The sequence below is a fragment of the Rhizobium sp. GN54 genome (genome assembly GCF_021026345.1).
In the GTDB taxonomy this organism is placed as follows: domain Bacteria; phylum Pseudomonadota; class Alphaproteobacteria; order Rhizobiales; family Rhizobiaceae; genus Mycoplana.
The window spans coordinates 73,074-96,600 of the sequence record NZ_JAJNCZ010000005.1 but is presented as its reverse complement, the minus strand read 5'-3'; the positions used below and the strand labels follow the sequence as shown (position 1 = coordinate 96,600).

Annotated in this window: 25 protein-coding genes; all 25 read left to right on the top strand. The window is 62.8% G+C overall.

Annotated features, from left to right (window positions below):
- The first annotated feature begins 7 nt into the window (after positions 1–7).
- Positions 8–511: a flagellar basal body-associated FliL family protein gene (locus LQK81_RS15305; RefSeq protein ID WP_230807234.1), complete on the top strand. Its 504-nt coding sequence runs from the start codon at positions 8–10 to the stop codon at positions 509–511.
- Positions 508–1,248, top strand: coding sequence for a flagellar type III secretion system pore protein FliP (gene fliP, locus LQK81_RS15300; RefSeq protein WP_230807233.1), 741 nt, complete (start codon positions 508–510; stop codon positions 1,246–1,248). The genes LQK81_RS15305 and fliP overlap by 4 nt, the downstream gene beginning before the upstream one ends.
- 354 nt (positions 1,249–1,602) lie before the next feature.
- The gene (locus tag LQK81_RS15295) at positions 1,603–2,475 is read left to right on the top strand and encodes a flagellin N-terminal helical domain-containing protein (RefSeq protein ID WP_230807232.1); all 873 of its coding nucleotides are present in this window, start codon (positions 1,603–1,605) and stop codon (positions 2,473–2,475) included.
- Between the two features lie 401 nt (positions 2,476–2,876).
- Positions 2,877–3,851, top strand: a complete 975-nt coding sequence (locus LQK81_RS15290; RefSeq protein WP_230807231.1) for a flagellin N-terminal helical domain-containing protein — start codon at positions 2,877–2,879, stop codon at positions 3,849–3,851.
- Between the two features lie 271 nt (positions 3,852–4,122).
- Positions 4,123–5,136, top strand: a complete 1,014-nt coding sequence (locus tag LQK81_RS15285; RefSeq protein ID WP_230807230.1) for a flagellin N-terminal helical domain-containing protein — start codon at positions 4,123–4,125, stop codon at positions 5,134–5,136.
- A gap of 369 nt (positions 5,137–5,505) precedes the next feature.
- Complete coding sequence (locus LQK81_RS15280) at positions 5,506–6,492, top strand: flagellin N-terminal helical domain-containing protein (RefSeq protein ID WP_230807229.1); 987 nt, start codon at positions 5,506–5,508, stop codon at positions 6,490–6,492.
- Positions 6,493–6,850: 358 nt separating this feature from the next.
- A complete protein-coding gene (locus LQK81_RS15275) occupies positions 6,851–7,507 on the top strand; it encodes a hypothetical protein (RefSeq protein ID WP_230807228.1) in 657 nt (218 codons plus the stop codon).
- A complete protein-coding gene (locus LQK81_RS15270; RefSeq protein WP_230807227.1) occupies positions 7,504–8,655 on the top strand; it encodes a flagellar motor protein MotB in 1,152 nt (383 codons plus the stop codon). The genes LQK81_RS15275 and LQK81_RS15270 overlap by 4 nt, the downstream gene beginning before the upstream one ends.
- 4 nt (positions 8,656–8,659) lie before the next feature.
- Positions 8,660–9,997 (top strand): chemotaxis protein MotC, encoded by a 1,338-nt coding sequence (gene motC, locus LQK81_RS15265; protein ID WP_230807226.1) that lies wholly within the window; start codon positions 8,660–8,662, stop codon positions 9,995–9,997.
- Complete coding sequence (locus LQK81_RS15260) at positions 9,994–11,448, top strand: flagellar hook-length control protein FliK (RefSeq protein ID WP_230807225.1); 1,455 nt, start codon at positions 9,994–9,996, stop codon at positions 11,446–11,448. Before motC ends, LQK81_RS15260 begins: the two co-directional genes overlap by 4 nt.
- Positions 11,408–11,950 (top strand): transglycosylase SLT domain-containing protein, encoded by a 543-nt coding sequence (locus LQK81_RS15255; protein WP_230807224.1) that lies wholly within the window; start codon positions 11,408–11,410, stop codon positions 11,948–11,950. Before LQK81_RS15260 ends, LQK81_RS15255 begins: the two co-directional genes overlap by 41 nt.
- A gap of 269 nt (positions 11,951–12,219) precedes the next feature.
- Complete coding sequence (rem, locus tag LQK81_RS15250) at positions 12,220–12,891, top strand: transcriptional activator Rem (RefSeq protein WP_230807223.1); 672 nt, start codon at positions 12,220–12,222, stop codon at positions 12,889–12,891.
- Positions 12,892–13,019: 128 nt separating this feature from the next.
- Positions 13,020–14,246, top strand: a complete 1,227-nt coding sequence (locus LQK81_RS15245; RefSeq protein WP_230807222.1) for a flagellar hook protein FlgE — start codon at positions 13,020–13,022, stop codon at positions 14,244–14,246.
- Positions 14,247–14,285: 39 nt separating this feature from the next.
- The gene (gene flgK / locus LQK81_RS15240) at positions 14,286–15,719 is read left to right on the top strand and encodes a flagellar hook-associated protein FlgK (RefSeq protein ID WP_230807221.1); all 1,434 of its coding nucleotides are present in this window, start codon (positions 14,286–14,288) and stop codon (positions 15,717–15,719) included.
- 4 nt (positions 15,720–15,723) lie between these two features.
- On the top strand, positions 15,724–16,785 hold the full coding sequence (locus tag LQK81_RS15235) for a flagellar hook-associated family protein (protein ID WP_230807220.1): 1,062 nt from the start codon (positions 15,724–15,726) through the stop codon (positions 16,783–16,785).
- Between the two features lie 37 nt (positions 16,786–16,822).
- Positions 16,823–17,170 (top strand): flagellar biosynthesis regulator FlaF, encoded by a 348-nt coding sequence (gene flaF / locus LQK81_RS15230; protein WP_230807219.1) that lies wholly within the window; start codon positions 16,823–16,825, stop codon positions 17,168–17,170.
- Positions 17,167–17,613, top strand: coding sequence for a flagellar biosynthesis repressor FlbT (gene flbT / locus LQK81_RS15225; RefSeq protein WP_230807218.1), 447 nt, complete (start codon positions 17,167–17,169; stop codon positions 17,611–17,613). Before flaF ends, flbT begins: the two co-directional genes overlap by 4 nt.
- Positions 17,607–18,029, top strand: a complete 423-nt coding sequence (gene flgD, locus LQK81_RS15220; RefSeq protein ID WP_230807217.1) for a flagellar hook assembly protein FlgD — start codon at positions 17,607–17,609, stop codon at positions 18,027–18,029. The genes flbT and flgD overlap by 7 nt, the downstream gene beginning before the upstream one ends.
- Positions 18,022–18,288, top strand: a complete 267-nt coding sequence (gene fliQ / locus LQK81_RS15215) for a flagellar biosynthesis protein FliQ (RefSeq protein ID WP_183807498.1) — start codon at positions 18,022–18,024, stop codon at positions 18,286–18,288. The genes flgD and fliQ overlap by 8 nt, the downstream gene beginning before the upstream one ends.
- Before the next feature lie 189 nt (positions 18,289–18,477).
- Complete coding sequence (gene flhA, locus LQK81_RS15210; protein ID WP_230807216.1) at positions 18,478–20,565, top strand: flagellar biosynthesis protein FlhA; 2,088 nt, start codon at positions 18,478–18,480, stop codon at positions 20,563–20,565.
- Positions 20,562–21,311 (top strand): flagellar biosynthetic protein FliR, encoded by a 750-nt coding sequence (gene fliR, locus LQK81_RS15205; protein ID WP_230807215.1) that lies wholly within the window; start codon positions 20,562–20,564, stop codon positions 21,309–21,311. Before flhA ends, fliR begins: the two co-directional genes overlap by 4 nt.
- Before the next feature lie 9 nt (positions 21,312–21,320).
- Positions 21,321–21,719: a hypothetical protein gene (locus LQK81_RS15200; protein WP_230807214.1), complete on the top strand. Its 399-nt coding sequence runs from the start codon at positions 21,321–21,323 to the stop codon at positions 21,717–21,719.
- 312 nt (positions 21,720–22,031) lie between these two features.
- Positions 22,032–22,610 carry a rod-binding protein gene (locus LQK81_RS15195; protein ID WP_230807213.1) on the top strand — a complete coding sequence of 193 codons (579 nt, stop codon included), beginning with the start codon at positions 22,032–22,034 and terminating at the stop codon, positions 22,608–22,610.
- 15 nt (positions 22,611–22,625) lie between these two features.
- Positions 22,626–22,994: a hypothetical protein gene (locus LQK81_RS15190; protein WP_230807212.1), complete on the top strand. Its 369-nt coding sequence runs from the start codon at positions 22,626–22,628 to the stop codon at positions 22,992–22,994.
- Entirely contained in the window at positions 22,991–23,518 is a 528-nt protein-coding gene (locus LQK81_RS15185) for a hypothetical protein (RefSeq protein ID WP_230807211.1), read from the top strand. Before LQK81_RS15190 ends, LQK81_RS15185 begins: the two co-directional genes overlap by 4 nt.
- The last annotated feature ends 9 nt before the right edge of the window (positions 23,519–23,527 follow it).

Sequence of the window (23,527 nt, the reverse complement as noted above, 5' to 3'; positions counted from 1 at the left end):
TGCTGACATGGCGAACCAGGACCCGGACGACGAAGGCACGAAGAAGTCGCCGCTCGTCATGACCATCGCGATCGTCGCCGGCCTCAGTGTCGTGGCCGGCGGTGGTGGCTGGCTGGTGGGCAACATGCTCGCCCCGCCGCCGGCGGAGCCCACTGCAGCGGCTGCGGCACCCGGCACGCAGGCCGGTTCGTCGGAGGAGGGCGGAATTGCGCGCCTGGCCACCGAAGCCAACGGCATCGTGGCGCTCGAGCCCTTCACCAGCAATCTCGCCTATCCCGCAGACAACCTCGTGCGCATGGAGATTGCGCTCGCCTTCAATGGCCAGCCGGACCTCGTTATCGCCGAAGAGATCCATCAGGACATCATGGCCTATATGCGCACCGTGTCGCTGCAGCAGATCCAGGGGCCGCGCGGGTTTCAATATCTCCGGGACGACTTGAAAGAGCGGGTTGACCTGCGCTCGGAAGGACGCGTAACCAACCTCATGTTCCGGACTTTTGTGATCGAATGATTCGATTTTTCACGACAACCTTCGTTGCCATGATGGCAATGACCAGCGTGGCGCTTGCCCAGCAGACGCCGGCGCAGTTGCTCAACACCCCGATCGACGGATCGGTCGCGTCCTGGATCATCCGCACCTTCGGGCTCCTGACCGTCCTTTCGGTCGCGCCGGGCATTCTGATCATGGTGACGAGCTTCCCGCGCTTCGTGATCGCCTTTGCGATCCTGCGCTCCGGCATGGGGCTCGCGACGACCCCCTCCAACATGATCCTGGTCAGTCTTGCCCTGTTCATGACCTTCTACGTCATGGCGCCGACCTTCGATCGCGCCTGGGAGATGGGCATCCAGCCGCTGCTCGCCAACCAGATCGACGAGGCCGAGGCGGCGCGGCGGGTCGCCGAGCCTTTCCGCGAGTTCATGACCGCGAACACACGCGACGCGGACATGCAACTGTTCATCACGCTTGCCCAGGAGCGCGGCCAGACGGTGCTGGAGGACGGCAAGGTCGATCTGCGCGCCGTGATCCCGGCCTTCATGATCTCGGAAATCCGCCGCGGATTCGAAATCGGCTTCCTCGTCGTGCTGCCCTTCCTCGTCATCGACCTGATCGTCGCAACGATCACCATGGCGATGGGCATGATGATGCTGCCGCCCACCTCGATCTCGCTTCCCTTCAAGATCCTCTTCTTCGTCCTGATCGACGGCTGGAACCTGCTCGTCGGCAGCCTGGTCCGCTCGTTCCAGTAGCATCATCCCGGATTGTTTGGTTAATGCCCGCTTGCAACCTGCAGGCGGGCTTTTGCTGTTCCGCGGAAAAACGCCATGGAATCAATGGCGCCAAGTAGTCTTGGTTAATGCTGTTGGTTTATATTTGTATAATCGTTCCCGTTTGTTAACCACAACTCTGCGGCGTGCTGCCGGTGGGGCTGAAATTAAGAACCTGGCAAGAAACGGCGCCTAATTTTGTCGCCATGCAACAGGTTTGGTTTGGGATTATTTTTAAAGAAACCAAGTGGCATGATGCCGATCTGTAGTAACCGGTAGGAATTTCCGAGCCCGGTATGTCCCCATCAATGTATTTCGTAATAAGGGACAAAATTCATGTCTAGCATCATGACCAACGCTTCCGCGATGTCTGCTCTCCAGACGCTGCGTTCGATCAACAACAACCTGGCCGACACGCAGGACCGCATCTCGACCGGCTACCGCGTCAGCGCCGCCAAGGACAACGCTGCCTACTGGTCGATCGCCACGACCATGCGTTCGGACAACCAGGCCATTTCCGCCGTGCAGGACGCACTCGGCATGGGCGCCGCCAAGGTTGACGTTGCCAGCGCCGGCATCGAAGCCGCGATCGACGTCGTCACCGAAATCAAGGCCAAGTACGTCGCCGCATCCGAACAGGGCGTCGACAAGACCAAGATCCAGGAAGAAATCACCCAGCTGAAGGAACAGCTCGTCTCGATCGCAAAGGGCGCATCGTTCAACGGCGAAAACTGGCTGATGAACGACCTGACCGAAGCCGACAAGACCGTCGTTTCCGGTTTTGTTCGCAACACGGACGGTACCGTTGTCGTGACCACGAACGACATCACGCTCTCTGCCACGAACGTGCTGTTCGAAGGTGAAGGCACCGGCGGTCTCCTCGGCGATCTCTATGCCCTCGCCGATCTGGACGCGACGACCGATGCCGCTGCTCTCACGACGGCGCTCGACACCACCGAACTTGCACTGAAGGGCATGACGGCTGCTGCCGCCCAGTTCGGCTCGATCTCCTCGCGCATCGACATGCAGGAAGACTTCGCTGCCAAGCTGAGCGACGCTCTCGAGCGGGGCGTTGGCCGTCTCGTCGACGCCGACATGAACGAAGAGTCCACCCGCCTTGCCGCTCTGCAGACGCAGCAGCAGCTCGGTATCCAGGCTCTCTCGATCGCCAACTCCAACTCGCAGAGCATCCTGTCGCTCTTCCGCTAAGACAATGGCGGCTCCCGGAAACGGGAGCAGCTTCTTCTACCCCGGCGTGGCGGTGACTTGCCGCCGTGCCGGCCGTGTAAGGAACGATGGATCGATGCCGGGGAGGCTGACCCCCGCCACAGATCGTCTGGAAGCCGCATCCGGAAACGGGTGCGGCTTTATCGTTTTCTTAAGCAAGTTCTGACACGCGCATGCGCGCGCAAAGGTTGCAAAAAATTTATGCAGCCCTCATCTTTCCTGTTGTTCTTAGCCCTTCTTTAACCATCCTGCGATTATCTAGGGCCATCGAAACGACGGGTTAACCCTAAGGATAATAAAGGGTTAACAAGCATGACGTTGACCGTCGTTCGCCGGTAGAACCGGAATGTCCCTTCCTAGTCAGCCATTAAGGGGCAACAATTATGACGAGCATTCTCACCAACGTCGCAGCCATGTCCGCACTCCAGACGCTGCGTTCGATCAATTCCAGCATGGAGGAAACCCAGGGCCGCGTATCGTCCGGCCTGCGCGTCGGCGAAGCTTCCGACAACGCCGCCTACTGGTCGATCGCGACCACCATGCGTTCGGACAACATGGCGATCTCTGCCGTCCAGGACGCCCTCGGCCTCGGCGCCGCCAAGATCGATACCGCTTATTCCGGTATGGAAAGCTCCATCGACGTCGTCAAGGAGATCAAGGCCAAGGTCGTAGCCGCCACCGAACAGGGCGTCGACAAGGCCAAGGTTCAGGAAGAAATCAAGCAGCTGCAGCAGCAGCTGGTCGCGGTCGCTTCCGGCGCATCCTTCAACGGCCAGAACTGGCTGGTCTTCGACAGCACCGATGCCGATGCCGTTGCCGACAAGACCGTCGTTTCCGGCTTTATCCGTAACGCCGACGGTACGGTACTGACCAATTCGACGACCTATACGCTCAATGAACTGGCGGCAAGCGGCGACTTGAACGTCCTGTTCGGATCGATCGACTCGGCCGACTACTCGGCCAGCGCAGGCGGCATCCTCGGTTCGGTCGCAGCTGACCTTGGCGTAACGCCTGCCTCCGCAGACTGGGATGCAGCGACGACAATCGTCAACATGGACATCACCGACTACACTGATGCTGACATGGCTGATGCCCTGTCCCTCGTGGAAGCCGGCATCCAGGCGATGACCAAGGCTGCCTCGCAGCTTGGTTCGATCTCCATGCGCATCGACCTGCAGGAAGACTTCGCCAGCAAGCTGTCCGACGCCATCGACAGCGGCATCGGCCGCCTGGTGGACGCCGACATGAACGAGGAATCGACCCGCCTCAGTGCCCTGCAGACGCAGCAGCAGCTCGGCATCCAGGCGCTCTCGATCGCCAACTCCTCGTCGGAAAACATCCTGTCGCTCTTCCGTTAATCCGAATACGGATCGACCATCGAACATCGGAAGGCCGCGCCTCGAAAGGGGCGCGGCTCTTCGTATTCTCGAGCCGGAAGTTCGCCGGTGCCTCGCCAGGATCGGTAAGGTCTGTTTAACTTTCGTTAACCATGTTCGCATTATCTGGTGCCATCGAAACGATGGGTTAACCAAGACGAAGAAGCGGTTAACGGGCATCAGGCCATTCCGTCGTTCCCGGCAGTCCCGGGATGTCCCTTTTCAAAATCAGCCACTGAAGGGGCAATTTCCAATGACGAGCATTTTGACGAACAACGCCGCCATGGCGGCCCTGCAAACCCTGCGCTCGCTCAACGCGAGCATGGAAGAAACCCAGTCGCGCGTTTCCTCGGGCCTTCGCGTCGCCGAAGCATCCGACAACGCCGCCTACTGGTCGATCGCCACGACGATGCGCTCAGACAATATGGCGATTTCGGCGGTTCAGGATGCGATCGGTCTCGGCGGAGCCAAGGTCGACACGGCCTATGCGGCCATGGACAGCGCTATCGAGGTGGTCAAGGAGATCAAGGCGAAGGTCGTCGCTGCCACGGAACAGGGCGTCGACAGGGCCAAGATCCAGGAAGAAATCAAGCAGTTGCAGGAGCAGCTCGTCTCGATCGCCGAAGCTGCGTCCTTCAGTGGCGAGAACTGGGTTGCCGGCGGCGACGACACTGAAAACACGCCACTCGCATCCATGGTCGTCTCCGGTTTCGTTCGCAGCGCCGGCGGCACCGTTTCCGTGACGACGACAAACTATACGCTCGATGCAACCACAGTCGGATCCATGACGCTCCTTTTCGGCGGTGTCGCGGCTACCGGCGCACTCAGCCTCACCACGGGCATCCTCGGCACGGTAACGGGAGACCTCGATGGCGTGGTCGACTGGGACAATGACGGCACGCTGAGCGAAGCGGCCACCCAGATTGCCGGCAAGTCGGTCGCAACGCTCGATGTCAGCGACGCCGCCTTCACCGACGTCGCTGTCGCCATGCAGGAGGCGTTGGCCCTGGTGGAATACGGCCTCCAGGCCATGACCAGCGCCGCGGCCGCGCTCGGCTCCATCTCGATGCGAATCGATCTGCAGGAAGACTTTGTCTCGAAGCTGTCTGATTCGATCGACAGCGGCATCGGCCGCCTGGTCGATGCCGACATGAACGAGGAATCGACCCGCCTCAGCGCCCTGCAGACGCAGCAGCAACTCGGCATCCAGTCGCTCTCGATCGCCAATTCCAATTCGGAGAACATCCTGTCGCTCTTCCGTCAGTAAGCGGCGCCCCGGCTGGGGGCGGCTTCGTCCCGCGCTGAAGGACAAACCCGCGGTTCCGAAAGGAGCCGCGGGTTTTGCCGTTGCGGCCGGAAGTGTCGCGGGGCTCCCCTCATGCCGGAACCGGGGCGACCCCGGGCATGCCTTGCGCCAGGCTTGCGCGATTGTCGAATGTTTACGCTTTCTCAACGAAGCTTACCCGCGTGCCGATGCTGTTAACCTTTTGTTAACCATTCGGCCGTTAAGCCTTCGTTAAGAATGATGGACTGTCGCCCAGGGCAAACGGTTGGCGACAGCGCGCATGACGCGGATCCACCGTTGCCGGTGCTTCCACTCCGGCCTGCAATCTCTCTCCGAGACAGGGCATAGACGATGGCCAGCATATTGACCAACGCGGCCGCCATGGCGGCGCTGCAAACCCTCCGTTCGATCGACCGCAACATGGAGACCACCCAGGCGCGTGTCTCCTCCGGCCTCCGGGTGGAAACCGCCGCCGACAATGCCGCCTACTGGTCGATCGCGACCACGATGCGCTCCGACAACCGCGCGCTCTCGACCGTCCAGGACGCGCTCGGCCTCGGCGCCGCCAAGGTCGATACCGCCTATGCGGCCATGGACAAGGCCATCGAGGTCGTCCAGGAAATCAAGGCGAAGCTGGTCGCGGCCTATGGCGTCGGCGCCGACCGCTCCAAGATCCAGGAAGAGATCAACCAGCTCCAGGACCAGCTGAAGAGCATCTCCGAATCGGCCTCGTTCTCCGGCGAGAACTGGCTGCAGGAGGACATCAGCGACGGTGCCGTTCCCCCGACGCCGGTGACGGTCACAAAGCAGGTCGTGGCCTCCTTCATCCGCAATGCTTCGGGCACCGTCGGCGTCACCACCGTCGACTATCCCCTCAACGAGGACACCGTGCTGTTCGACACCAGCGGCGGCAACCTCGGCATTCTCGACAAGCTGGCGACGAGCGGCGCGACGTCGCTCGGCTTCTCTGTCGTCACTCTCGACATCACCGACCTCGACACTGTTGCAGCCCAGCTCGACATTGCCGACCCGCCGGGACCGCATGACGATGTCGACGCGCTCGACGCGATGACCCAGTTCGTCGACGGCCAGCTCGAGGCCATGACCAGCGCCGCCTCGAGCCTCGGCTCGATCCAGAGCCGCATCGACATGCAGGAGGATTTCGTAGCAACGCTGATCGACACCATCGATACCGGCGTCGGACGTCTCGTGGACGCGGACATGAACGAGGAATCGACACGACTGCAGGCGCTGCAGACCCAGCAGCAACTCGCCATCCAGTCGCTCTCGATCGCCAACACCAACTCGCAGAACATTCTCCAGCTGTTCCAGCAGTAGGCAGGCAGCTCGCGTGCGGCTCGTGTCTCGGGGCCTCTTCGGTCCCGGCGATCGCACGCATCCAGACCGGGCGCCGAGGTCAACGGCGCTTCGGGATGCTTGGGCCGCGCGACTTGCCCTGGCGCGGCCCAAGACCTTCCGACAGACCCTTCATCCTCGCACAAGTTTGACCGTCTAGCTTCGCAACCTGCAATCAGGAAGATTGTGCGCCGGCAGTCGTATCCGGCCGGCGCGAAGTCCAAGGAGACATGGCGGCTGTGTGGAAGCGTGGGAATGAAACGGGGCAGGGGGCAGGGCCGGGTTGCGAAAAGCGCGCCGCCTCGCCCGTGCTGCTGACGGGCGCGTCGAAGGAAGTGCGATGAGCCTGCAGCTTGCAAGATACCTGAAGGATTTCAGCGAGCCGCGGCGGCCGCAGTCGCCGTTCCTGCATGACGGGGCATTTGCCGGATCCGCAAGTCTCTCCGAGGAGCCCGCGTTCGATTTGTCCGCGCCCGAACCCCGGATCGACGTCGAGGCCGAGCGAGAGCAGGCATTCGCCGCCGGCCGCGCCGAGGCGGAAGCCGAACTCGGCGCCCGCCATCTGGCGGAGGTCGAAGACCTGCGCAAGGCCCATGCGGCGGAAATCGAAGCGCTGCGCGATCACCTCGAGCGGCACGCGGCAGCGATGATCGCCGAGAGGTTCACGACGATGACCGCCTGGCTCGCCGATCGCGTGGCGAGCCAGGCGGCAAACGTCCTGGCGCCGGTGCTGGACGAGGTGCTCGCCCGACAGGCAGTCGAAAACCTGGCGGCGATGATCCGTGCCGGCCTTCCGGAAGGAGACGGCATAGTCGTGACGGTCAAGGGGCCGTCCAATCTGTTTGAACAACTGAAGCTGCAATTCGAGGAAGGCGCCCCGATGGTGCTCAAGCATCTGGAGGCGGACGATCTCGATCTTGCGGCGGAGTTCGGGGACACGGTCCTGGTGACGCGGATGGCGGCCTGGGCTGATACCGTACGCAGGGTGCTGGCATGAGCGAAGGCGAAAATCACCACAACGGCAAGAACGAGATCATCATCGTCAAGCGGCATAGCGATCACGACGAGGGAGCTCACAACTCCGCCTGGAAGATCGCCTATGCGGACTTCATGACCGCAATGATGGCGTTCTTCCTCGTCATGTGGCTGATCAATGCGGCGAACGAGGAGACCAAGGCCTCGGTCGCCTCCTACTTCAATCCGATCAAGCTGACCGACGACAAGCCGGCGGACAAGTCCCTCAAGAAGCCTGGCAAGCAGGCCGAGGGTGAGGACACGCAAGACAAGTCGAACAGCGAGGGCGAGAAGCTGTCGCAGTCCCAGGGCGCCGAACAGGGCAGGCAGCAGAGCACGACCGCCGGCGAGGAAAGCCAGTATTCACAGGCCGATTTCTTCCAGAACCCCTATTCCGTCCTCTCCGAGATCGCCCAGGAAGTCGGGCAGCAGGCCAATGTCAGCGCCAGGGGTGACGGCGGCGCTTCCGATGCCGGACCGGCGACCGGCGCTGCCGGCGGCGAGGCCTATCGCGATCCCTTCGATCCGGACTTCTGGACCCAGCAGGTGGAAATCAGCCAGGCGACCAGCGCCGGCAGCGAAAACGTGTCGAAGCCAGCGCAGGTCGCCGCTGCCGATGCGGCTGAAAACCCCGACGAAGCGGCCGGCACGGACGCTGCCGACGCCGCAAGGGAGGCCGATGCCAAGGAGTTGCAGCAGGAAATCGCGCAGAACATCGGCGCGCTCGGCAAGCTCGCCGAGGGCCTGACGGTGACGCCTTCGGAAGGCGGCCTTCTCGTCAGCCTGATGGACCAGTCGGATTCGGCGATGTTCACAGTTGGATCGGCCCTGCCGAACAGGGACATGGTGATCGCAATGGAGAAGATCGGCAAGATCCTCTCCGAGCGGAAGGGTGCGATCGCGATCCGCGGCCATACCGACGCCCGTCCGTTCCGCGGCAACGGCGACAACTGGCAGCTTTCCTCGGCGCGTGCCCAGAGCGCCTATTACATGCTGATCCGCGGCGGGCTCGACGAGAACCGCGTCAGCCAGGTCAGCGGCTTTGCCGACCGCCGCCCGAAAGTGCCGGAAGATCCGATGGCGGATGCCAACCGCCGCATCGAGATCCTCATCCAGGCAGACGAGGGCTAGCGCGATGAGGCCGCCAAGGGGGCTTGCGACATTCGCTCTGGTGCTGGCTGCGGGCCTCGGGCTCGCAGCATCGGCACATGCCCAGGACATGGAGGATCTCGCGCCCTACAAGATGATCCGCTCGCTGCAATATGTGCAGGACACCGTGGTGATGGGCGATCACTCCGCCATGGAGATGCAGCGCTTCATGCTGTCGACCATCGACGAGCGCCTGCGCACGGCCGATCCCGCGATCTTTGCCGATCCGCGCAACGTCGATGCCGCGCTGGTCTATGCCATGAGCGGCGGCAATCCCCAGACGCTTGAGCTTCTGGCGAAGAACGACGTGTCCGGCCATTTCGACCAGCGCATCACCGAGGCTGTGCGCAACTATGTGAGCGGACGCGGCGCGGCGAGCACGCGGACGGTCGCCGAGATCTTCCCGGAATACAGGAACCTCGAGATCGCGCCCTATCTGGCGCTCGTCTCGGCCAATTCGGTGCTTCGCAAGGACCCCCGGCAGGCCCTGGCCTATTTCGACTGGGCGCGCCTGATCGCTCCCGGCACGATCGTAGAGGAGGCGGCGCTGCGCCGGTCGATCTACGTTGCCGAACAGAACGGTATGGTCGACAAGGGCGTCGCCTATGCCAGCCGCTACGCCCGCAGGTTCCTGCACTCGCCCTATGCGAGCCAGTTCGCTGATCTCTTCGTCAGGCTCGCCGTGGAGAACTTCGAGAAGATCGGCGAGGAGACGATCCAGGAAATCCTGTCCTTCATGGACGCGCCGCGTCAGCGGGAAGTCTATCTGCGGATGGCGCGCCTGTCGGCGATCTCCGGGAAAAGCCGGCTTGCGGTCGTCGCCGCCGAAAGGGCGCAAGCGCTCACCGGCGACGGTGACGAGGGTCCGAGGACGCTGGCCGATCTTTATTCCGGCCTTGCCTCCATCTCGTCCTCCGATGTCACCCAGGCCATCGAGCAACTGTCGGCGATCCCCGACGAGGACCTGTCGGCGAAGGACCGCGCCCTGAAGGAGGCCGCGCGCCGGATCGCCGAGGAAGTCCTGCGTCCGCCGGAGCTCGCCGTCGGTGTGCAGGCCGCGGAACCGGCAGACTTGACGATCGGCCAGGATGCGCAAGCCCCGGCTGAAAATGTAAGCGAAGACGAACGCATGAGCCCGACCGCCGTTGCGGTCGAACCGGCGATGCAGGAGCCGGAACCGGCCACCTCTGCTCCGCAGTCGCCGGAAGAAGCAGCCAATGGGGCGCCGCAGCAGACGGCCGATCCCGCATTCGACGGCTTCGTCGCGACGGGCCGATCGAAACTCGACGAGATCGACAAACTCCTGGAGGGAGAGGGAAGTTGAACAGCATCGACACGAGCACTTTGAGCCAGGTGGAGGCCAGGACGAGCCGTGGCGCGGGCAAGGCGAAGGCGGACGGCGACACCGGTGGGCAGTTTTCCGAAACCTTCGACCGCGTCTCGTCGAGAGGTTCGGGCGCGGCGTCGCAGGGCCGAAAGAGCCTCGCGGATGACGGATTGGAGCGGGACGGGGAGACCTCGCTCTCCCTGAAGGCGCAGGCGGCGATGGGCGACGCAGAACAGGCGCCCGTCTCGCTGCTGCAGCGCATCCCGGCGGAACTTCTGGACAAGACACGCCCGGCGACGGCGATCCCCGGCGAGGAAGTACCGGGCGCTGTTGCCATTCCTGCCGAAGGTGCGGAACTGCCGGCATCACCGGAGACGACCCCCGTGCCGCCCGTCATCGCCGCCGACGAGGCCGGACAGCCGGTTGGCGCCGGCACCGACGAGGGCGACAATGGCGATGCCGGCGAGGATGGCAACGGCGCTGACGCGATGGACAGCCTGCTCTCGATGCTGACGCGGGAACCGGCGAGCCAGCCGGCAGCAGCGACGCCGCCCACGGTGATCGCTGCGGTAGCCGGTCAGGCGCAGGCCATGCAAATTGACAAGACGGGGCAGATGCAGGCCGAGGGCGATACTGCCGAGGCCGTGCTCGGCCTCCCGGCCGCCCGGCCGGGTTCCGCAGTTGCGCTGCCTGCCGGCACACCGCAGGGTGAAGCCGGAGCAGGAACGCAGGCGGCCGGTCCGGACGGCGGCGAGACCGACCAGATCTTCCGGCTGGTGCGCACGGACGGAAAGGCGGCCTCTCTCGATATCGCGATCGGCGGCAAGGGCGAGGTCTCGGCAGCCTCCGAGCAGACGAGGCTGCCGGGCATCGAGTCTGTTGCGGTGCTGGATTCGCGCCGGTATCTGGGCCTGGCCCAGCAGGGCAACATTTCGGCCGTGACCGCCGCCATCGCGCAGGATCCCTCGTGGGCAGCCGCATTGGCCGAGCAACTCGACAGCGCGCCGGACGTGACTGGCAAGGTTGTCAACACGCTCAAGATCCAGCTTCAGCCGATCGACCTCGGTACGGTCACGGCCTCGCTGAGGCTGCAGGGCGACACGCTGGTCGTCGATCTCAAGGTCGAGACGGGCAAGGCCTTCCGCAACCTCAGCGACGACCACGACGCGATCGTCAAGGCGCTGCGCGGCCACGGCTTCAGCATCGACCAGGTCAGCGTCCAGATGGCGCCGTCACCCGATCGCGGCGGCAGCGCCACGGGGCAGGGGGATTCGCAGGCGCAGTTCGCCGGGCAACAGCAGGCGCGCGAAGGCGGCGGACGGCAGCAGGGCGGCGAGCCCCGTCACAATACGGTATTCGATGAAGGACCGGGGCATGAATACGGCCAGGTGGATAGCCTCACTAGCAATGACCAGCGCCGTGGCTCTGGTGGCGGGGTCTTTCTCTGAGGCGAAGGCAGCCGCGGGCAGTTGCGAGCGCGAAATCCTTTCGGCGGCCTCGAAGTACGGTATCCCGGCGGGCATTCTCTATTCGGTCGGCCTCGCCGAGACCGGCCGGAAGGGATCGCTGCAGCCCTATGCACTGAACATCGAGGGCAAAGCCTATTTCGCCAATAGCGAACGTGAGGCGTTGCAGCGGTTCAACGAGGCGCGGGCTGGCGGCGCGAAGCTGATCGACCTCGGCTGCATGCAGATCAACCATCACTTCCACGGCTCCGAATTCTCCTCGCCGGCGGCGATGCTGAACCCGCGCCGCAATGTCGAGTATGCCGCGCGCTTCCTGTCCGAGCTGCATGCCCGGCACGAGACCTGGACCATGGCGGTTGCCCGCTACCATGCCGGTCCGAACAACGATCCGGCACAGAAGCGCTATGTCTGCCGCGTGATCGCGAACCTGGTCGCGACGGGCTATGGCAGCTGGACGCAGAACGCCCGCACCTTCTGCCATTGATTCAATCGTAAATAGAAAAAGGCGCCTCTGCCTAAATGTGGCGGCAATGGGTGCGCTTTATGGCTGGCAAGAATTGAATCCGGCCTTCGTTAACTTTTCCACGGCAAAATAGTCGTAGTTTTCGCATGACCTACTAGATGTAGATCAAATCGCCGCAAGACGGTTAATCAATTATTAAAAAAGTCAGATGATTTTATCTAATTGCGGCAGAATCCGCCGATTCGTACCACTCTCTTAACGAAGCACCACACTGATTCGGAGGCGGACGAATGATCGTAGTGGTTGATGAGCGCGAGCTCGTTAAGGACGGCTATACCTCACTCTTTGGTCGCGAGGGCGTGCCCTCGACAGGCTTTGATCCGAAGGAATTCGGAGAATGGGTCAACTCGGCCGCGGACAGCGACCTGGAGGCCGTCGAGGCGTTCCTGATCGGCCAGGGCCAGCAGACGATGGAGCTGCCGCGGGCGATCCGTGATCGCTCCCAGGCGCCGGTGATCGCCGTCAGCGACACCCCGTCGCTGGAAACGACGCTCGCCTTCTTCGATAGCGGCGTCGACGACGTCGTGCGCAAGCCGGTACATCCGCGCGAGATCCTGGCACGGGCCGCGGCGATCCGCCGGCGGCTGAAGGCGCTGGCCAACTTCACCGACATCGGGCCGATACGGGTCTTCTCCGACGGCCGCGATCCCGAGATCGAGGGATCGGTCTTCCCCCTGCCGCGGCGCGAACGTCGCATCCTCGAATACCTGGTCGCAAACCGCGGCCGTCGCCTGTCGAAGACGCAGATCTTCAACGCGATCTACGGGATCTTCGATGAGGACGTCGAGGAGAACGTGGTCGAAAGCCACATCAGCAAGCTTCGCAAGAAGCTCCGCAAGAAGCTCGGCTTCGATCCGATCGATTCGAAGCGTTTCCTCGGCTACTGCATCGACTGGAGCTGATTGCCGTGCGGGCCGCCTTTGCGGCCTGCGCACAGAGCGCCGCGGTGGCGCAAGGTCACCCGCATACAGCCTCACGCAAGGCACACCTCATACTCTCGTCCCATATTTGAATAGCGAGGAATCAAAGCATGAGCCTCTACGGAACCATGAGAACCGGCGTTTCGGGCATGAATGCCCAGTCAAACCGTCTGAGCGCGGTCGCCGACAACATCGCGAACGCCAACACCACGGGCTACAAGAAGGCCTCGACCCAGTTTTCCTCGCTGATCCTGCCGACGACAGGCGGGGCCTACAATTCCGGCGGCGTCACCACCGACGTCCGCTACTCGATCTCCGCACAGGGCACGTTCACCTACACGACCTCGGCGACGGACCTTGCCATCAACGGCAACGGCTTCTTCATCGTCCAGGGTACCGATGGCGTCGAATACCTGACCCGCGCCGGCGCCTTCACGCCGATGTCCGACGGCTCGCTGCGCAACACCGCCGGCTACAAGCTGATGGGCTACGAGTACTCCTCGACCGCCGACCCGACGATCGTTATCAACGGCTACGACGGTCTCTCCGAGATCAACCTCTCCGACGGGGCGCTCACGGCAACGCCGTCGACGGCAGGCGAACTCGCCGTGAACCTGCCCTCCAACGAGGCGCACCCCTACAGCAAGACGACCTCGCTGGTCGCCTATGACAGCCTGGGCAACACCCGCAAGCTGGACTTCACCTACGAGACGACCGCGACGGCCGGCGAGTGGGCGCTGACGGTGAGCTACACCGATCCCGACACCGGAGCGGTTACGGCACTCGCGAACGAGACCCTGGAATTCGACTCCTCGGGCAATCTGGTCACGCCCGCCGACGGCATGCTCTCCACCACCGACCTGACTTTCGGGGTCGGCCCCGGTGCGCCGATCCTCAATGCGCTCGATATCAATCTGGCCGGAACGACGCAGCTTGCAAAGGAGTTCGGTGCGGACGGCGACGTCAACGGCAGCGGCCCCAGCGAAGTGTCGGGCTACGAGATCAGCGCCGACGGCGTCCTGTCGGTGAAGTACGACAACGGCGACCTGATTCCCAAGTTCCGCATCGCCATGGCCAACGTCCAGAGCCCGGACAAGCTGTCGCCGCTCGCCGGCAACGTCTACTCGCAGAGCACCGACTCCGGCGTCGTCGTCATGGGCTATGCCGGCAACAGCGGCTACGGAACGATCCTCTCGGGCGCGCTGGAAGATTCCAACGTCGATATCGCCGAGGAACTGACCAGCATGATCGAATCCCAGCGCAACTACACGGCCAACTCGAAGGTCTTCCAGACCGGCTCCGAACTGATGGACGTTCTCGTCAACCTCGTACGCTGACGGCAACGGCAACTGCAATAGAACGGTAGGTTGAATACGATGTCGCTTTCAACGGCAATCAAGATTGCACAGTCAAGCTTTTCGAACACGGCGCTGCAGACGGCGGTCGCGTCGAACAACATTGCCAATGCGAGCAACACCGCATACAACCGCCGTTCCGCCGTTCTGGCATCCGCTGCCAGCGGTGCCACCGTCGTCCACACCGCCCGCGCCCAGAACGACGCCTTGCAGAAGCAGAACCTGCTCAGCATCTCCAAGTCCGTTGCGCAGGACACCACCCTTGCCGGCCTGGCGCGGATCAGAAGCACGCTCGGCGGCGACGACTACGAGCTCTCCGTCTCGAACTACCTGGCGACGCTGCGCGACAACCTCCAGACCTTTGCCGACAGGCCGAGCGAGCAGTCGCTTGCCGAGACGGTGGTCGCGAATGCCGTTGACGTGGCAAACGCGCTGAACTCTTCGTCGGCGGACATCCAGCAGTTGCGCGCCGAGGCCGACGCCGACATCGCGCTTGCGGTCGGCGAACTCAACGGGCTGCTCAAGGATTTCAAGACCTATAACGACCAGGTCAAGGCCGGGACGGCGGCCGGCACCGACGTCAACGATGCCCTCGACCAGCGCGACAAGCTGCTGAGCCAGATCTCGGAGATCATCGGCCTCACCACGGTGACGCGTGCGAACAACGACATGGCGCTCTACACGAGCGACGGCACCGTGCTGTTCGAGACCCTGCCGCGCGAGGTCACCTTCGCGCCGACGACGACCTATACTGCAGGCGCCGTCGGAAACGAGATCTACATAGACGGCGTCGCGGTGGAAGCGGGCATCGGTGGAAACACCAGCGCCCAGGGAAGCATCCCCGCACTCCTCCAGCTTCGCGACGACATCGCGCCCACCTACCAGACCCAGCTCGACGAGATGGCGCGCGCCGTCATCACGATGTTCCAGGACGACAACCTGCCCGGGCTCTTCACCTGGATGGACGGTCCGCTCGAATCGAACGTCGTCCCGGCAACGCTGACCGCTGGCCTCGCCGCCAGCATCATCGTCAATCCGGACCTGATCACGGCTGCGGGCGGCAACCCGATGCTGCTTCGCGACGGTGTCAACCTGAACCAGAACACCGACAACAATGCGAGCTACTCGACCCTGCTCGACAGCTATGCCGCAGCGTTCGCCACGGACATGACCTTCGATGTCGGAACCGGCATCGACACCAATACCAGCATCCTCAATTTTTCGACGAATTCCATCGGCTGGGTCGAGCAGTTGCGCAGTGCCGCAGTGACGGCGAGCGACGACAAGGCGGCCCTTCTCTCCCGCACGCAGTCGTCGCTTCAGAACGTCACCGCAGTCAGCCTCGACGAGGAGCTCTCGCTGCTCCTCGATCTCGAGCAGTCCTACAAGGCATCGGCCAAGCTCGTGGCGACCGTCGACGAGATGATGACCGCTCTCCTCCAGGCAGCAGGGTAAGGCAATGAAAACGTCCTTCGTGTCCAACATCACCATGCAGACCACGCTGCTGCGGACGATCTCCGAAGCGCAGTCTGAGCTTATGGACCGGCAGAAGGAGATCGTCACGCTCCGCCACGCCGATCTGGGGGCGGAACTCGGCGCGAAGACGGCACGCACGCTCAACCTGCACCGCGACCTGCAGCGGCTGCAGTCGTTACAGAGCACCAATTCGCTGACGACCCAGCGCCTGGCAGCTTCGCAGGAAGCGCTGGGCCAGGTCTCCGAGGCGGCGAACACCGTCATGGAAACCCTCGTCGCGCTCACCGGCACGGAATCGAAGGACCAGCTCGACCGCACGAAGGAAGGCTTCGGCGCCGCCATCGCGCTCTTCACCAGCGCTTCGAACACCTCCTTCAGCGGCGAGTATCTCTTTGCCGGCATCGACACCGACGTCATGCCGATGAACAGCTACCTCGACCCGGCCTCTCCGGCCAAGGCGACCTTCGACCTGGCGTTCCAGACCTATTTCACCTTCGCCCAGGACGACGCCCAGGTCGCCGACATCACGCCGGCGGAAATGGAAGGCTTCATCCTCGAGCTCGAGACCATGTTCATGGACACGAGCGCCGCGGGCACGTGGGCGACCGACTGGTCGAACGCCTCCGACCAGAACATGACGAGCCGCATCAGCAATTCCGAAGTGGTACAGAGCTCGACCAACGCGAACACCGACGGCATGCGCAAGTTCGCGCTCGGAGCGGTCATCGGTTACGAACTTCTTAATCTCAATATCGGAACGGAAACGCGCAAGCTGGTCAGCGACAAGTCGCTCGAATACATTGGCTCGGCAATCACCGGCGTGGATTCCGAACGCTCGCTGCTCGGTGTTTCCGAGGCGCGCGTCGAGCAGGCGAACATTTCGCTGGGCGCGCAGTCCAGCATCCTGACGACCAGCATCAACGGTCTCGAGATGATCGACGAAAACGAGATCGCGACCCGCATCACCACACTCCAGACGCAGCTCGAACTTGCATACACGTTGACCGCCCAGCTCCAGAACATGAGCCTGGTCAACTATCTCTGATGATCAGAGACGCATGGCAAACATGAAGGGTGTCTAAATGTACCAGTTCTCATATGTCGAGATCATGGAGGATGGCGTCGAGACCGCCAGAAGCCGCGAGCGGCAGGTTCTCGACCGTTCCATCGAGCTTCTGCGCAAGGCGCAGGCGGCCGCCTCCTACGGTAGGGACACCATCGAAGCCGTCTATTTCACGCGGCGCGTCTGGATCCGTTTCGTCGAGGATCTCGGCAGCCCCGAAAACCAGCTCGACAAGGAGCTGCGCGCCAATCTCATTTCAATCGCCCTCTGGATATTGGGGGAAGTCGACCGCATCCGAAAACGCGAATCGACCAATTTCCAGGGCATCATCGACATAACAACCATCATCAGGGATGGAATAAAATGAAAAGCACCTTGCGGATCTCACTGAAATCGGGTGAGCGCATCTTCGTGAACGGCGCGGTACTGCGGGTCGACCGGAAGGTCGCGCTCGAATTCCTGAACGACGTCACGTTCCTGCTCGAGAACCACGTTCTCCAGCCCGAACAGGCGACGACGCCGTTGCGTCAGCTTTACTTCATCGCCCAGATGATCCTGATCAACCCGGATGGCGCCGAGCAGTCGACGGCGATCTTCCGCAAGTCCGTCATCATGCTGCTCTCCTGCTTCCGCAACGAGGAAGTGCTCGCCGAGCTCAAGCGCATCGACGGGCTGGTGACGCAGGGGCGCGCCTTCGAGGCGTTGAAGGCGATCCGCGCGCTCTACCCGATCGAGGACAAGATCCTCAACAGTCACGAGATCACGCCGGCCACGGTCGAACATATCCGCAAGGAGATCGCCATATGGTAACGCCCGTCGCCGCAGCCGGCTACACGCCCAATACGTCCGCGACCCAGTCGTCGAACGATTCCAAGACCGCGACGCTGAACTACGAGAGCTTCCTGAAGCTCTTCGTCGAGCAATTGAAGAACCAGGACCCGACCGAGCCGATGGATGCGTCGGCGCAGATGGCGCAGCTCGCGACCTTCTCGCAGGTCGAGCAGACGATCAAGACCAACACCAATCTGGAAAGCCTGCTGCAGCGCACCTCGCTACAGGAAGCCAATTCCGTGATCGGCCGCACGGTGACGAGCGAAGACGGCAAGATTTCGGGTGTGGTCAAGGAAGTTACCCTGTATACCGACGGCATCGTTGCAACGCTTGATTCGGGCGACAAACTCGTCATCGGACCCGGCGTAAAGGTGAAGCAAACCTCTGATGAATGAGGCAGACGCCCTCGACATTGCCCAGGCCGCCATCTGGACCGTCATCGTTGCGGCCGGTCCGGCGGTCTTGGCGGCGATGATCGTCGGCGTCGTCATCGCCTTCATCCAGGCGCTGACCCAGGTCCAGGAAGTCACCCTGACTTTCGTTCCGAAGATCCTTGCCGTGCTCGTCACGGTCGCGATCTCCGCGCCCTTCATCGGGGCGCAGATTTCCATTTTCAGCGACGTCATCTTCTCCCGGATCGAATCCGGCTTCTAAAGCAGATGGGCCGCGCAAGGTGCGCGGCGGCGGCATGCCCTGTTCAAAGACCTGAAACGCGCCGTGTTTCAGGTCCTGGCCCGCTCATTCGTCTGGACTGCCACCCTCGCGCAAGTTTCGCCCGCTACACGTTCCGGCAGCATTGCGGTCCTCAAAGGGCCGCGCCTCTCATGACGAGACGGGACGAAAATGGCACAGGTACCTTCACTCTCCATCCCCAAGGTTTCTCCGAGCGGCCGGGACATCGCCTTTGCGATGGGCATCGTCGCCATCCTCTCGATCCTGTTCCTGCCCATTCCACCATTCCTGATCGACATGGGACTGGCGTTTTCGATCGCCTTCTCCGTGCTCATCCTGATGGTGTCGCTCTGGATCCAGAAGCCGCTCGATTTCTCGTCCTTCCCGACTATCCTGCTGATCGCCACGATGATCCGCCTGGCGCTGAACATCGCCACGACCCGCGTCATCCTTTCGCACGGCCATCAGGGGCACGATGCGGCCGGCAGCGTGATCGCCGGGTTCTCGAGCCTCGTCATGTCCGGCGACTTCGTCATCGGCCTGATCGTCTTCCTGATCCTGATCACGGTGAACTTCATCGTCATCACCAAGGGTGCGACGCGTATCGCCGAAGTGGGCGCCCGCTTCACCCTCGACGCCATCCCCGGCAAGCAGATGTCGATCGACGCCGACCTCTCCGCCGGCCTGATCGACGAGAAGGAGGCCCAGCGCCGCCGGCGCGAACTGGAGGACGAAAGCTCGTTCTTCGGCTCGATGGACGGTGCCTCGAAATTCGTCCGCGGCGACGCGATCGCCGGTCTCCTCATCACCGCGATCAACATCTTCGGCGGCATCATCATCGGCTACTTCCGCCACGGCATGGAAATCGGCGAGGCGGCCGACGTCTTCGTCAAGCTCTCCGTCGGCGACGGCGTCGTCTCGCAGATCCCCGCTTTGATCGTGTCGCTGGCAGCCGGCCTGCTCGTCTCGCGCGGCAGTTCGCCGGGCTCGACCGACCAGGCCGTCGTCAACCAGCTGAGCGGCTATCCGCGGGCGCTGATGGTCGCATCCGGCCTGATGGTGCTTCTCGCCATCATGCCGGGCCTGCCCTTCCTGCCCTTCATGGTGCTCGGCGGCATCATGGCCTTCGGCGGCTGGGTGATCCCGCGCCAGCAGGAACAGGAGCTGAAGCAGCGCCGCGAACAGGAGGCGAAGAACGCCCAGCAGACGAAGGAAGCCGACAAGGATTCGGTCAAGTCGGCGCTCAAGACCGCCGAGATCGAACTTTTGCTCGGCAAGCAGGTGTCGACCCGCCTTCTCGGCGCCCACCAGGAACTGGCCTTCCGCGTCGGCAAGATGCGCAAGAAATTCGCCACGCAGTACGGCTTCGTGGTGCCGGAGATCAAGGTCTCCGACGACATCTCGATTGCCGACAAGGCCTACCATATCCGCATCCACGGCACGACCGTCGCCTCGAACGTCGTTCGCGTCGGCGAGGTCCTGGTGGTCACCGGCGGCGGCCGCAAGCCGAGCGTGCCGGGCGACGAGATCCGCGAGCCCGCCTTCGGCATGCCGGCCGTTTCGATCCTGGAGACCTTTGCCGAGGACGTCCGCCGCGAGGGCTTCCACCCGATCGACAACGTCTCGGTGGTGCTGACCCATCTCTCCGAAGTCATCCGCAACAACCTGCCGCAGCTTCTCTCCTACAAGGACGTGAAGATCCTGATCGAGCGGCTGGATCCGGAATACCGCAAACTCGCCGACGAGATCTGCTCGTCGCACATGTCCTATTCCGGCCTGCAGGCGGTGCTGAAGCTTTTGCTCGCCGAGCGCGTCTCCATTCGCAATCTGCACCTCATCCTCGAAGCGGTCGCCGAACTCGCACCGCACGTCCGCAAGACCGAGCAGATCGTCGAGCACGTGCGCATCCGCATGGCCCAGCAGATCTGCGGCGACCTAGCCGAAAACGGCGTTCTGCCGGTGCTGCGCCTTGGCAACCGCTGGGACATGGTCTTCCACCAGGCGCTGAAGCGCGACGCCAAGGGCGAGGTCGTGGAATTCGACATCGATCCGCGGCAACTGGAAGAGTTCAGCGAGCAGGCGACCAAAGTTATCCGTGAATTCCTCGACCGCGGGACGCCTTTCGTGCTGGTCACCTCGCCCGAATCCCGTACTTATGTGCGCATGATCATCGAGCGCCTCTTTGCCACCCTGCCGGTCCTGTCGCATGTCGAGCTTGCGAAGGGCATCGAGATCAAGATTCTCGGCTCGATCTCATGATCACCGATCCGCAGGGCATGGTGCTGGCGCTGTTCGCGGCCTTCTGCCGTGTCGGCGGCTGCTTCATGCTCCTGCCGGGCTTCGCCTCGGCGCGGCTTCCCATGCAGATCAGGCTGTTCGTCGCCGTCGCGATCTCGATCGCCGTCCTGCCGATCCTGTGGGATACGATCTATCCGAAGACGCAAGGCACAGCGCTCACCTATATCCAGCTCATCCTGTTCGAGACGCTGACCGGGGCGGTGATCGGGCTGATCACTCGCTACTATGTGCTCGGCCTGCAGTTCGCCGGTACGGCGCTGACGATGATGATCGGCTTCAACGCGCCCCCCTCGCAGGACGTGCTCGAGGACACGGCGGAAAACCAGCTGACGAACCTGATCAGCTTCGCCGGCCTCATGGCACTGTTCATGCTGGATTTCCATCATGTCGTCGTTCGCGCGCTGGTGGATTCGTATACCGCCATTCCCATGGGCGGGTTCAATCCGCAAAGCGCGCTGATCACGCTCACCGACACGCTGGTGCAGACCTTCAGCATCATGTTGCGGCTCGCCAGCCCCTTCATCATCTACGGGCTCCTGTTCAACGTTGCCGTCGGCCTGATCAACAAGCTGGCGCCGCAGATGCCGATCTATTTCATCTCGCTGCCCTTCATCATCACGGGCGGTTTGTTTCTGCTCTACTTCGGGGTCTCGTCCCTGCTGGAGATCTTTGCCAACGGCTTCGTTCCGGTGTTCGAGGGGCGTTGAGGGTTTTCGATGGTCAAGCGTTCCGACAAGCTGAAGCGTCTCGTGGCCGTCCAGCGGCATCTGGAGCAGATGGCCGAAATGGATCTCGCGCTGGCGACGCAGCAACGGCAGGAAGTGGCCGAGACGATGGATGCGGTCGCCGCCGCCATCGTCTCCCTCAACCCGGTCCACCGCGGTTTCTCCGACATCTATGCCGCCCAGATCGGCAAGCTCAGGCAGAAGGACATCATGCTGGCCGGCGTTCAGCAGATGCACGAGATGCGAATCGTGCGCGAACGCACCAAGGCCGATCGGCTGGCCGAGCAGATGCACGACGCACGGGACCTGGAAGACCGCGAGGACGCGGACAACGCGGTCTATGATCTCATCGACCAGCATGTCGCCTATGGAAAGGATCGCGGCGGCTGAAGAGGCGACCGCAATCGGACTGATACTTTATATATTTGATATTGCTTATTTTTATGGATTTCCGCTGTCATCCTTTCCCGGAAGAACAGCGCTTGTCCTGTTTTGGGGATCACGTCCGAGTGATCAGCCTCCCGTAAGGTTGAGCGCCCATAATCCGAACCAAGACGAGGGATGAACCCCTGCCGGAAAGCCGAGCGCCCGATGGAGCAGACCGCTCCGCAGAGCCGGCGGTGCGGGGTCTTCGCGATGAACAGGCTGGCGTTCCGTCATGAGGGCGGCCGCAGCCGCGTGATACCCGAGAGGCAACTGACCGTGGCAATTTCTCCCCCCAGCGATCTCGTGCTCGATGTCGTCCGCGCCGCCGATCCGTCGGCGGTCCACGAGGCGCAGACCAGGCTCAAGTCGCAGCGCGCGAGCTTCGAGGCGACCAGTCTCGCCGATGCCGGAAACGGGTTCGGCGCCGCCGTCGGCATCCTCAACCGCGATTCGGCCCTGACCACCACGGCTTCTGCGGCAGGCGCCGCCGCATCCGACAAGGTTCCCGCCACCTACCGCAAGTTCGAGGCCATGGTGCTGCAGAACTTCGTCAAGTCGATGCTGCCTTCGGACAGCGAGGAAGTCTACGGCAAGGGCACGACCGGCGAGATCTGGCGCGGGATGATGGCCGAGCAGATCGGCGACGTGATCGCCCAGGGCGGCGGTATCGGTATTGCGGCCAGCCTCATGAAGGATCACGAGAAGAAGAACGTGGCCGGCGACATCGCCAGGATCGATCCCAACGACCAGCGCGTGGCGACGGCCATGGTCCAGCAACTCCAGCGCGACACGTTCGGCGAGGTGAGTGGCGCCGGTGACAACGGCAACAAAGACAACGACAACAAGACAGCCTGATCGGAGGAACTATAAATGGACATGACAACGAACGATCTCCGCATCCGTACCGTACTGAACCGGCTTGAAACCATCGTCGACGCCGAGAATGCCGGCATCGGCGCCGATCCGAACTTCGATCTGCAGACGTCGAACGCGCACAAGAGCCGTTGCCTCTACGAGCTTTCCATGCTGTCGCGCGACGTGCCGGCCGAGGAGATGCCGAGAGCCTTCGCCCCGCAGCTGAAGAAGCTGCGCGAGAAGCTGGCCGTCAATGCCCAGCGCATCTCCGCGCACCTCGAAGCCGTTCGCTCGGTGGTGGAGCTCCTGAAGGACGCCATGCGCGAGCAGGAGGCTGACGGCACTTATTCGCAAGAGCAGTTCCGTCTGGGGTACCAGCCGTGATCAAGCTCATCCTGGTCGGTGCCTGGATCTGCGTTCTCACCCTCGGTTCCGTCTACTTCTCTATGCAGATGGCGGCAGCTCCGAGGGTCGACGAGGAGGCGGCCGCGCGTGCGGCCGCCCTCGATCTCGTCAGGGGCAGCCAGGCGACGATCCCGGTGATCTCGGACGGCGCCGTCAAGGGCTACTTCCTCACCCGGCTGTCCTATACGGCCAACAGGGAACTTGCGGCCAGGCAGCCGGTTCCGCTCAGCGAGGTGATCACCGACGAACTCTATACCCTGCTCGTCGGGCAGCGGCTGATCGATGTCGAGAAGCTCGACAGCTTCGACGTCGAGGCCTTCCGGGGCAGGGTCAAGGACGGGCTCAACAAGCGCTTCGGCGAGGCGGTCATCGAAGACATCCTGATCGAGCAGATCGACTACATCGCCAAGCTCGAAGTGGGCAAGGAGCCGCCGCGGCGCGGGACCGCCATCGTTCGCACCCGGGAAACGCCGGATGCGCCCGCGAACCTGACCGCCAACTGAGACAATCGC

What these genes read in the sequence shown, in the direction of transcription:
- LQK81_RS15305 (WP_230807234.1), top strand. Translation starts at nt 8, where the DNA reads ATGGCGAACCAGGACCCGGACGACGAAGGCACGAAGAAGTCGCCGCTC.
- fliP (WP_230807233.1), top strand. Translation starts at nt 508, where the DNA reads ATGATTCGATTTTTCACGACAACCTTCGTTGCCATGATGGCAATGACC.
- LQK81_RS15295 (WP_230807232.1), top strand. Translation starts at nt 1,603, where the DNA reads ATGTCTAGCATCATGACCAACGCTTCCGCGATGTCTGCTCTCCAGACG.
- LQK81_RS15290 (WP_230807231.1), top strand. Translation starts at nt 2,877, where the DNA reads ATGACGAGCATTCTCACCAACGTCGCAGCCATGTCCGCACTCCAGACG.
- LQK81_RS15285 (WP_230807230.1), top strand. Translation starts at nt 4,123, where the DNA reads ATGACGAGCATTTTGACGAACAACGCCGCCATGGCGGCCCTGCAAACC.
- LQK81_RS15280 (WP_230807229.1), top strand. Translation starts at nt 5,506, where the DNA reads ATGGCCAGCATATTGACCAACGCGGCCGCCATGGCGGCGCTGCAAACC.
- LQK81_RS15275 (WP_230807228.1), top strand. Translation starts at nt 6,851, where the DNA reads ATGAGCCTGCAGCTTGCAAGATACCTGAAGGATTTCAGCGAGCCGCGG.
- LQK81_RS15270 (WP_230807227.1), top strand. Translation starts at nt 7,504, where the DNA reads ATGAGCGAAGGCGAAAATCACCACAACGGCAAGAACGAGATCATCATC.
- motC (WP_230807226.1), top strand. Translation starts at nt 8,660, where the DNA reads ATGAGGCCGCCAAGGGGGCTTGCGACATTCGCTCTGGTGCTGGCTGCG.
- LQK81_RS15255 (WP_230807224.1), top strand. Translation starts at nt 11,408, where the DNA reads ATGACCAGCGCCGTGGCTCTGGTGGCGGGGTCTTTCTCTGAGGCGAAG.
- rem (WP_230807223.1), top strand. Translation starts at nt 12,220, where the DNA reads ATGATCGTAGTGGTTGATGAGCGCGAGCTCGTTAAGGACGGCTATACC.
- LQK81_RS15245 (WP_230807222.1), top strand. Translation starts at nt 13,020, where the DNA reads ATGAGCCTCTACGGAACCATGAGAACCGGCGTTTCGGGCATGAATGCC.
- flgK (WP_230807221.1), top strand. Translation starts at nt 14,286, where the DNA reads ATGTCGCTTTCAACGGCAATCAAGATTGCACAGTCAAGCTTTTCGAAC.
- LQK81_RS15235 (WP_230807220.1), top strand. Translation starts at nt 15,724, where the DNA reads ATGAAAACGTCCTTCGTGTCCAACATCACCATGCAGACCACGCTGCTG.
- flaF (WP_230807219.1), top strand. Translation starts at nt 16,823, where the DNA reads ATGTACCAGTTCTCATATGTCGAGATCATGGAGGATGGCGTCGAGACC.
- flbT (WP_230807218.1), top strand. Translation starts at nt 17,167, where the DNA reads ATGAAAAGCACCTTGCGGATCTCACTGAAATCGGGTGAGCGCATCTTC.
- flgD (WP_230807217.1), top strand. Translation starts at nt 17,607, where the DNA reads ATGGTAACGCCCGTCGCCGCAGCCGGCTACACGCCCAATACGTCCGCG.
- fliQ (WP_183807498.1), top strand. Translation starts at nt 18,022, where the DNA reads ATGAATGAGGCAGACGCCCTCGACATTGCCCAGGCCGCCATCTGGACC.
- flhA (WP_230807216.1), top strand. Translation starts at nt 18,478, where the DNA reads ATGGCACAGGTACCTTCACTCTCCATCCCCAAGGTTTCTCCGAGCGGC.
- fliR (WP_230807215.1), top strand. Translation starts at nt 20,562, where the DNA reads ATGATCACCGATCCGCAGGGCATGGTGCTGGCGCTGTTCGCGGCCTTC.
- LQK81_RS15200 (WP_230807214.1), top strand. Translation starts at nt 21,321, where the DNA reads ATGGTCAAGCGTTCCGACAAGCTGAAGCGTCTCGTGGCCGTCCAGCGG.
- LQK81_RS15190 (WP_230807212.1), top strand. Translation starts at nt 22,626, where the DNA reads ATGGACATGACAACGAACGATCTCCGCATCCGTACCGTACTGAACCGG.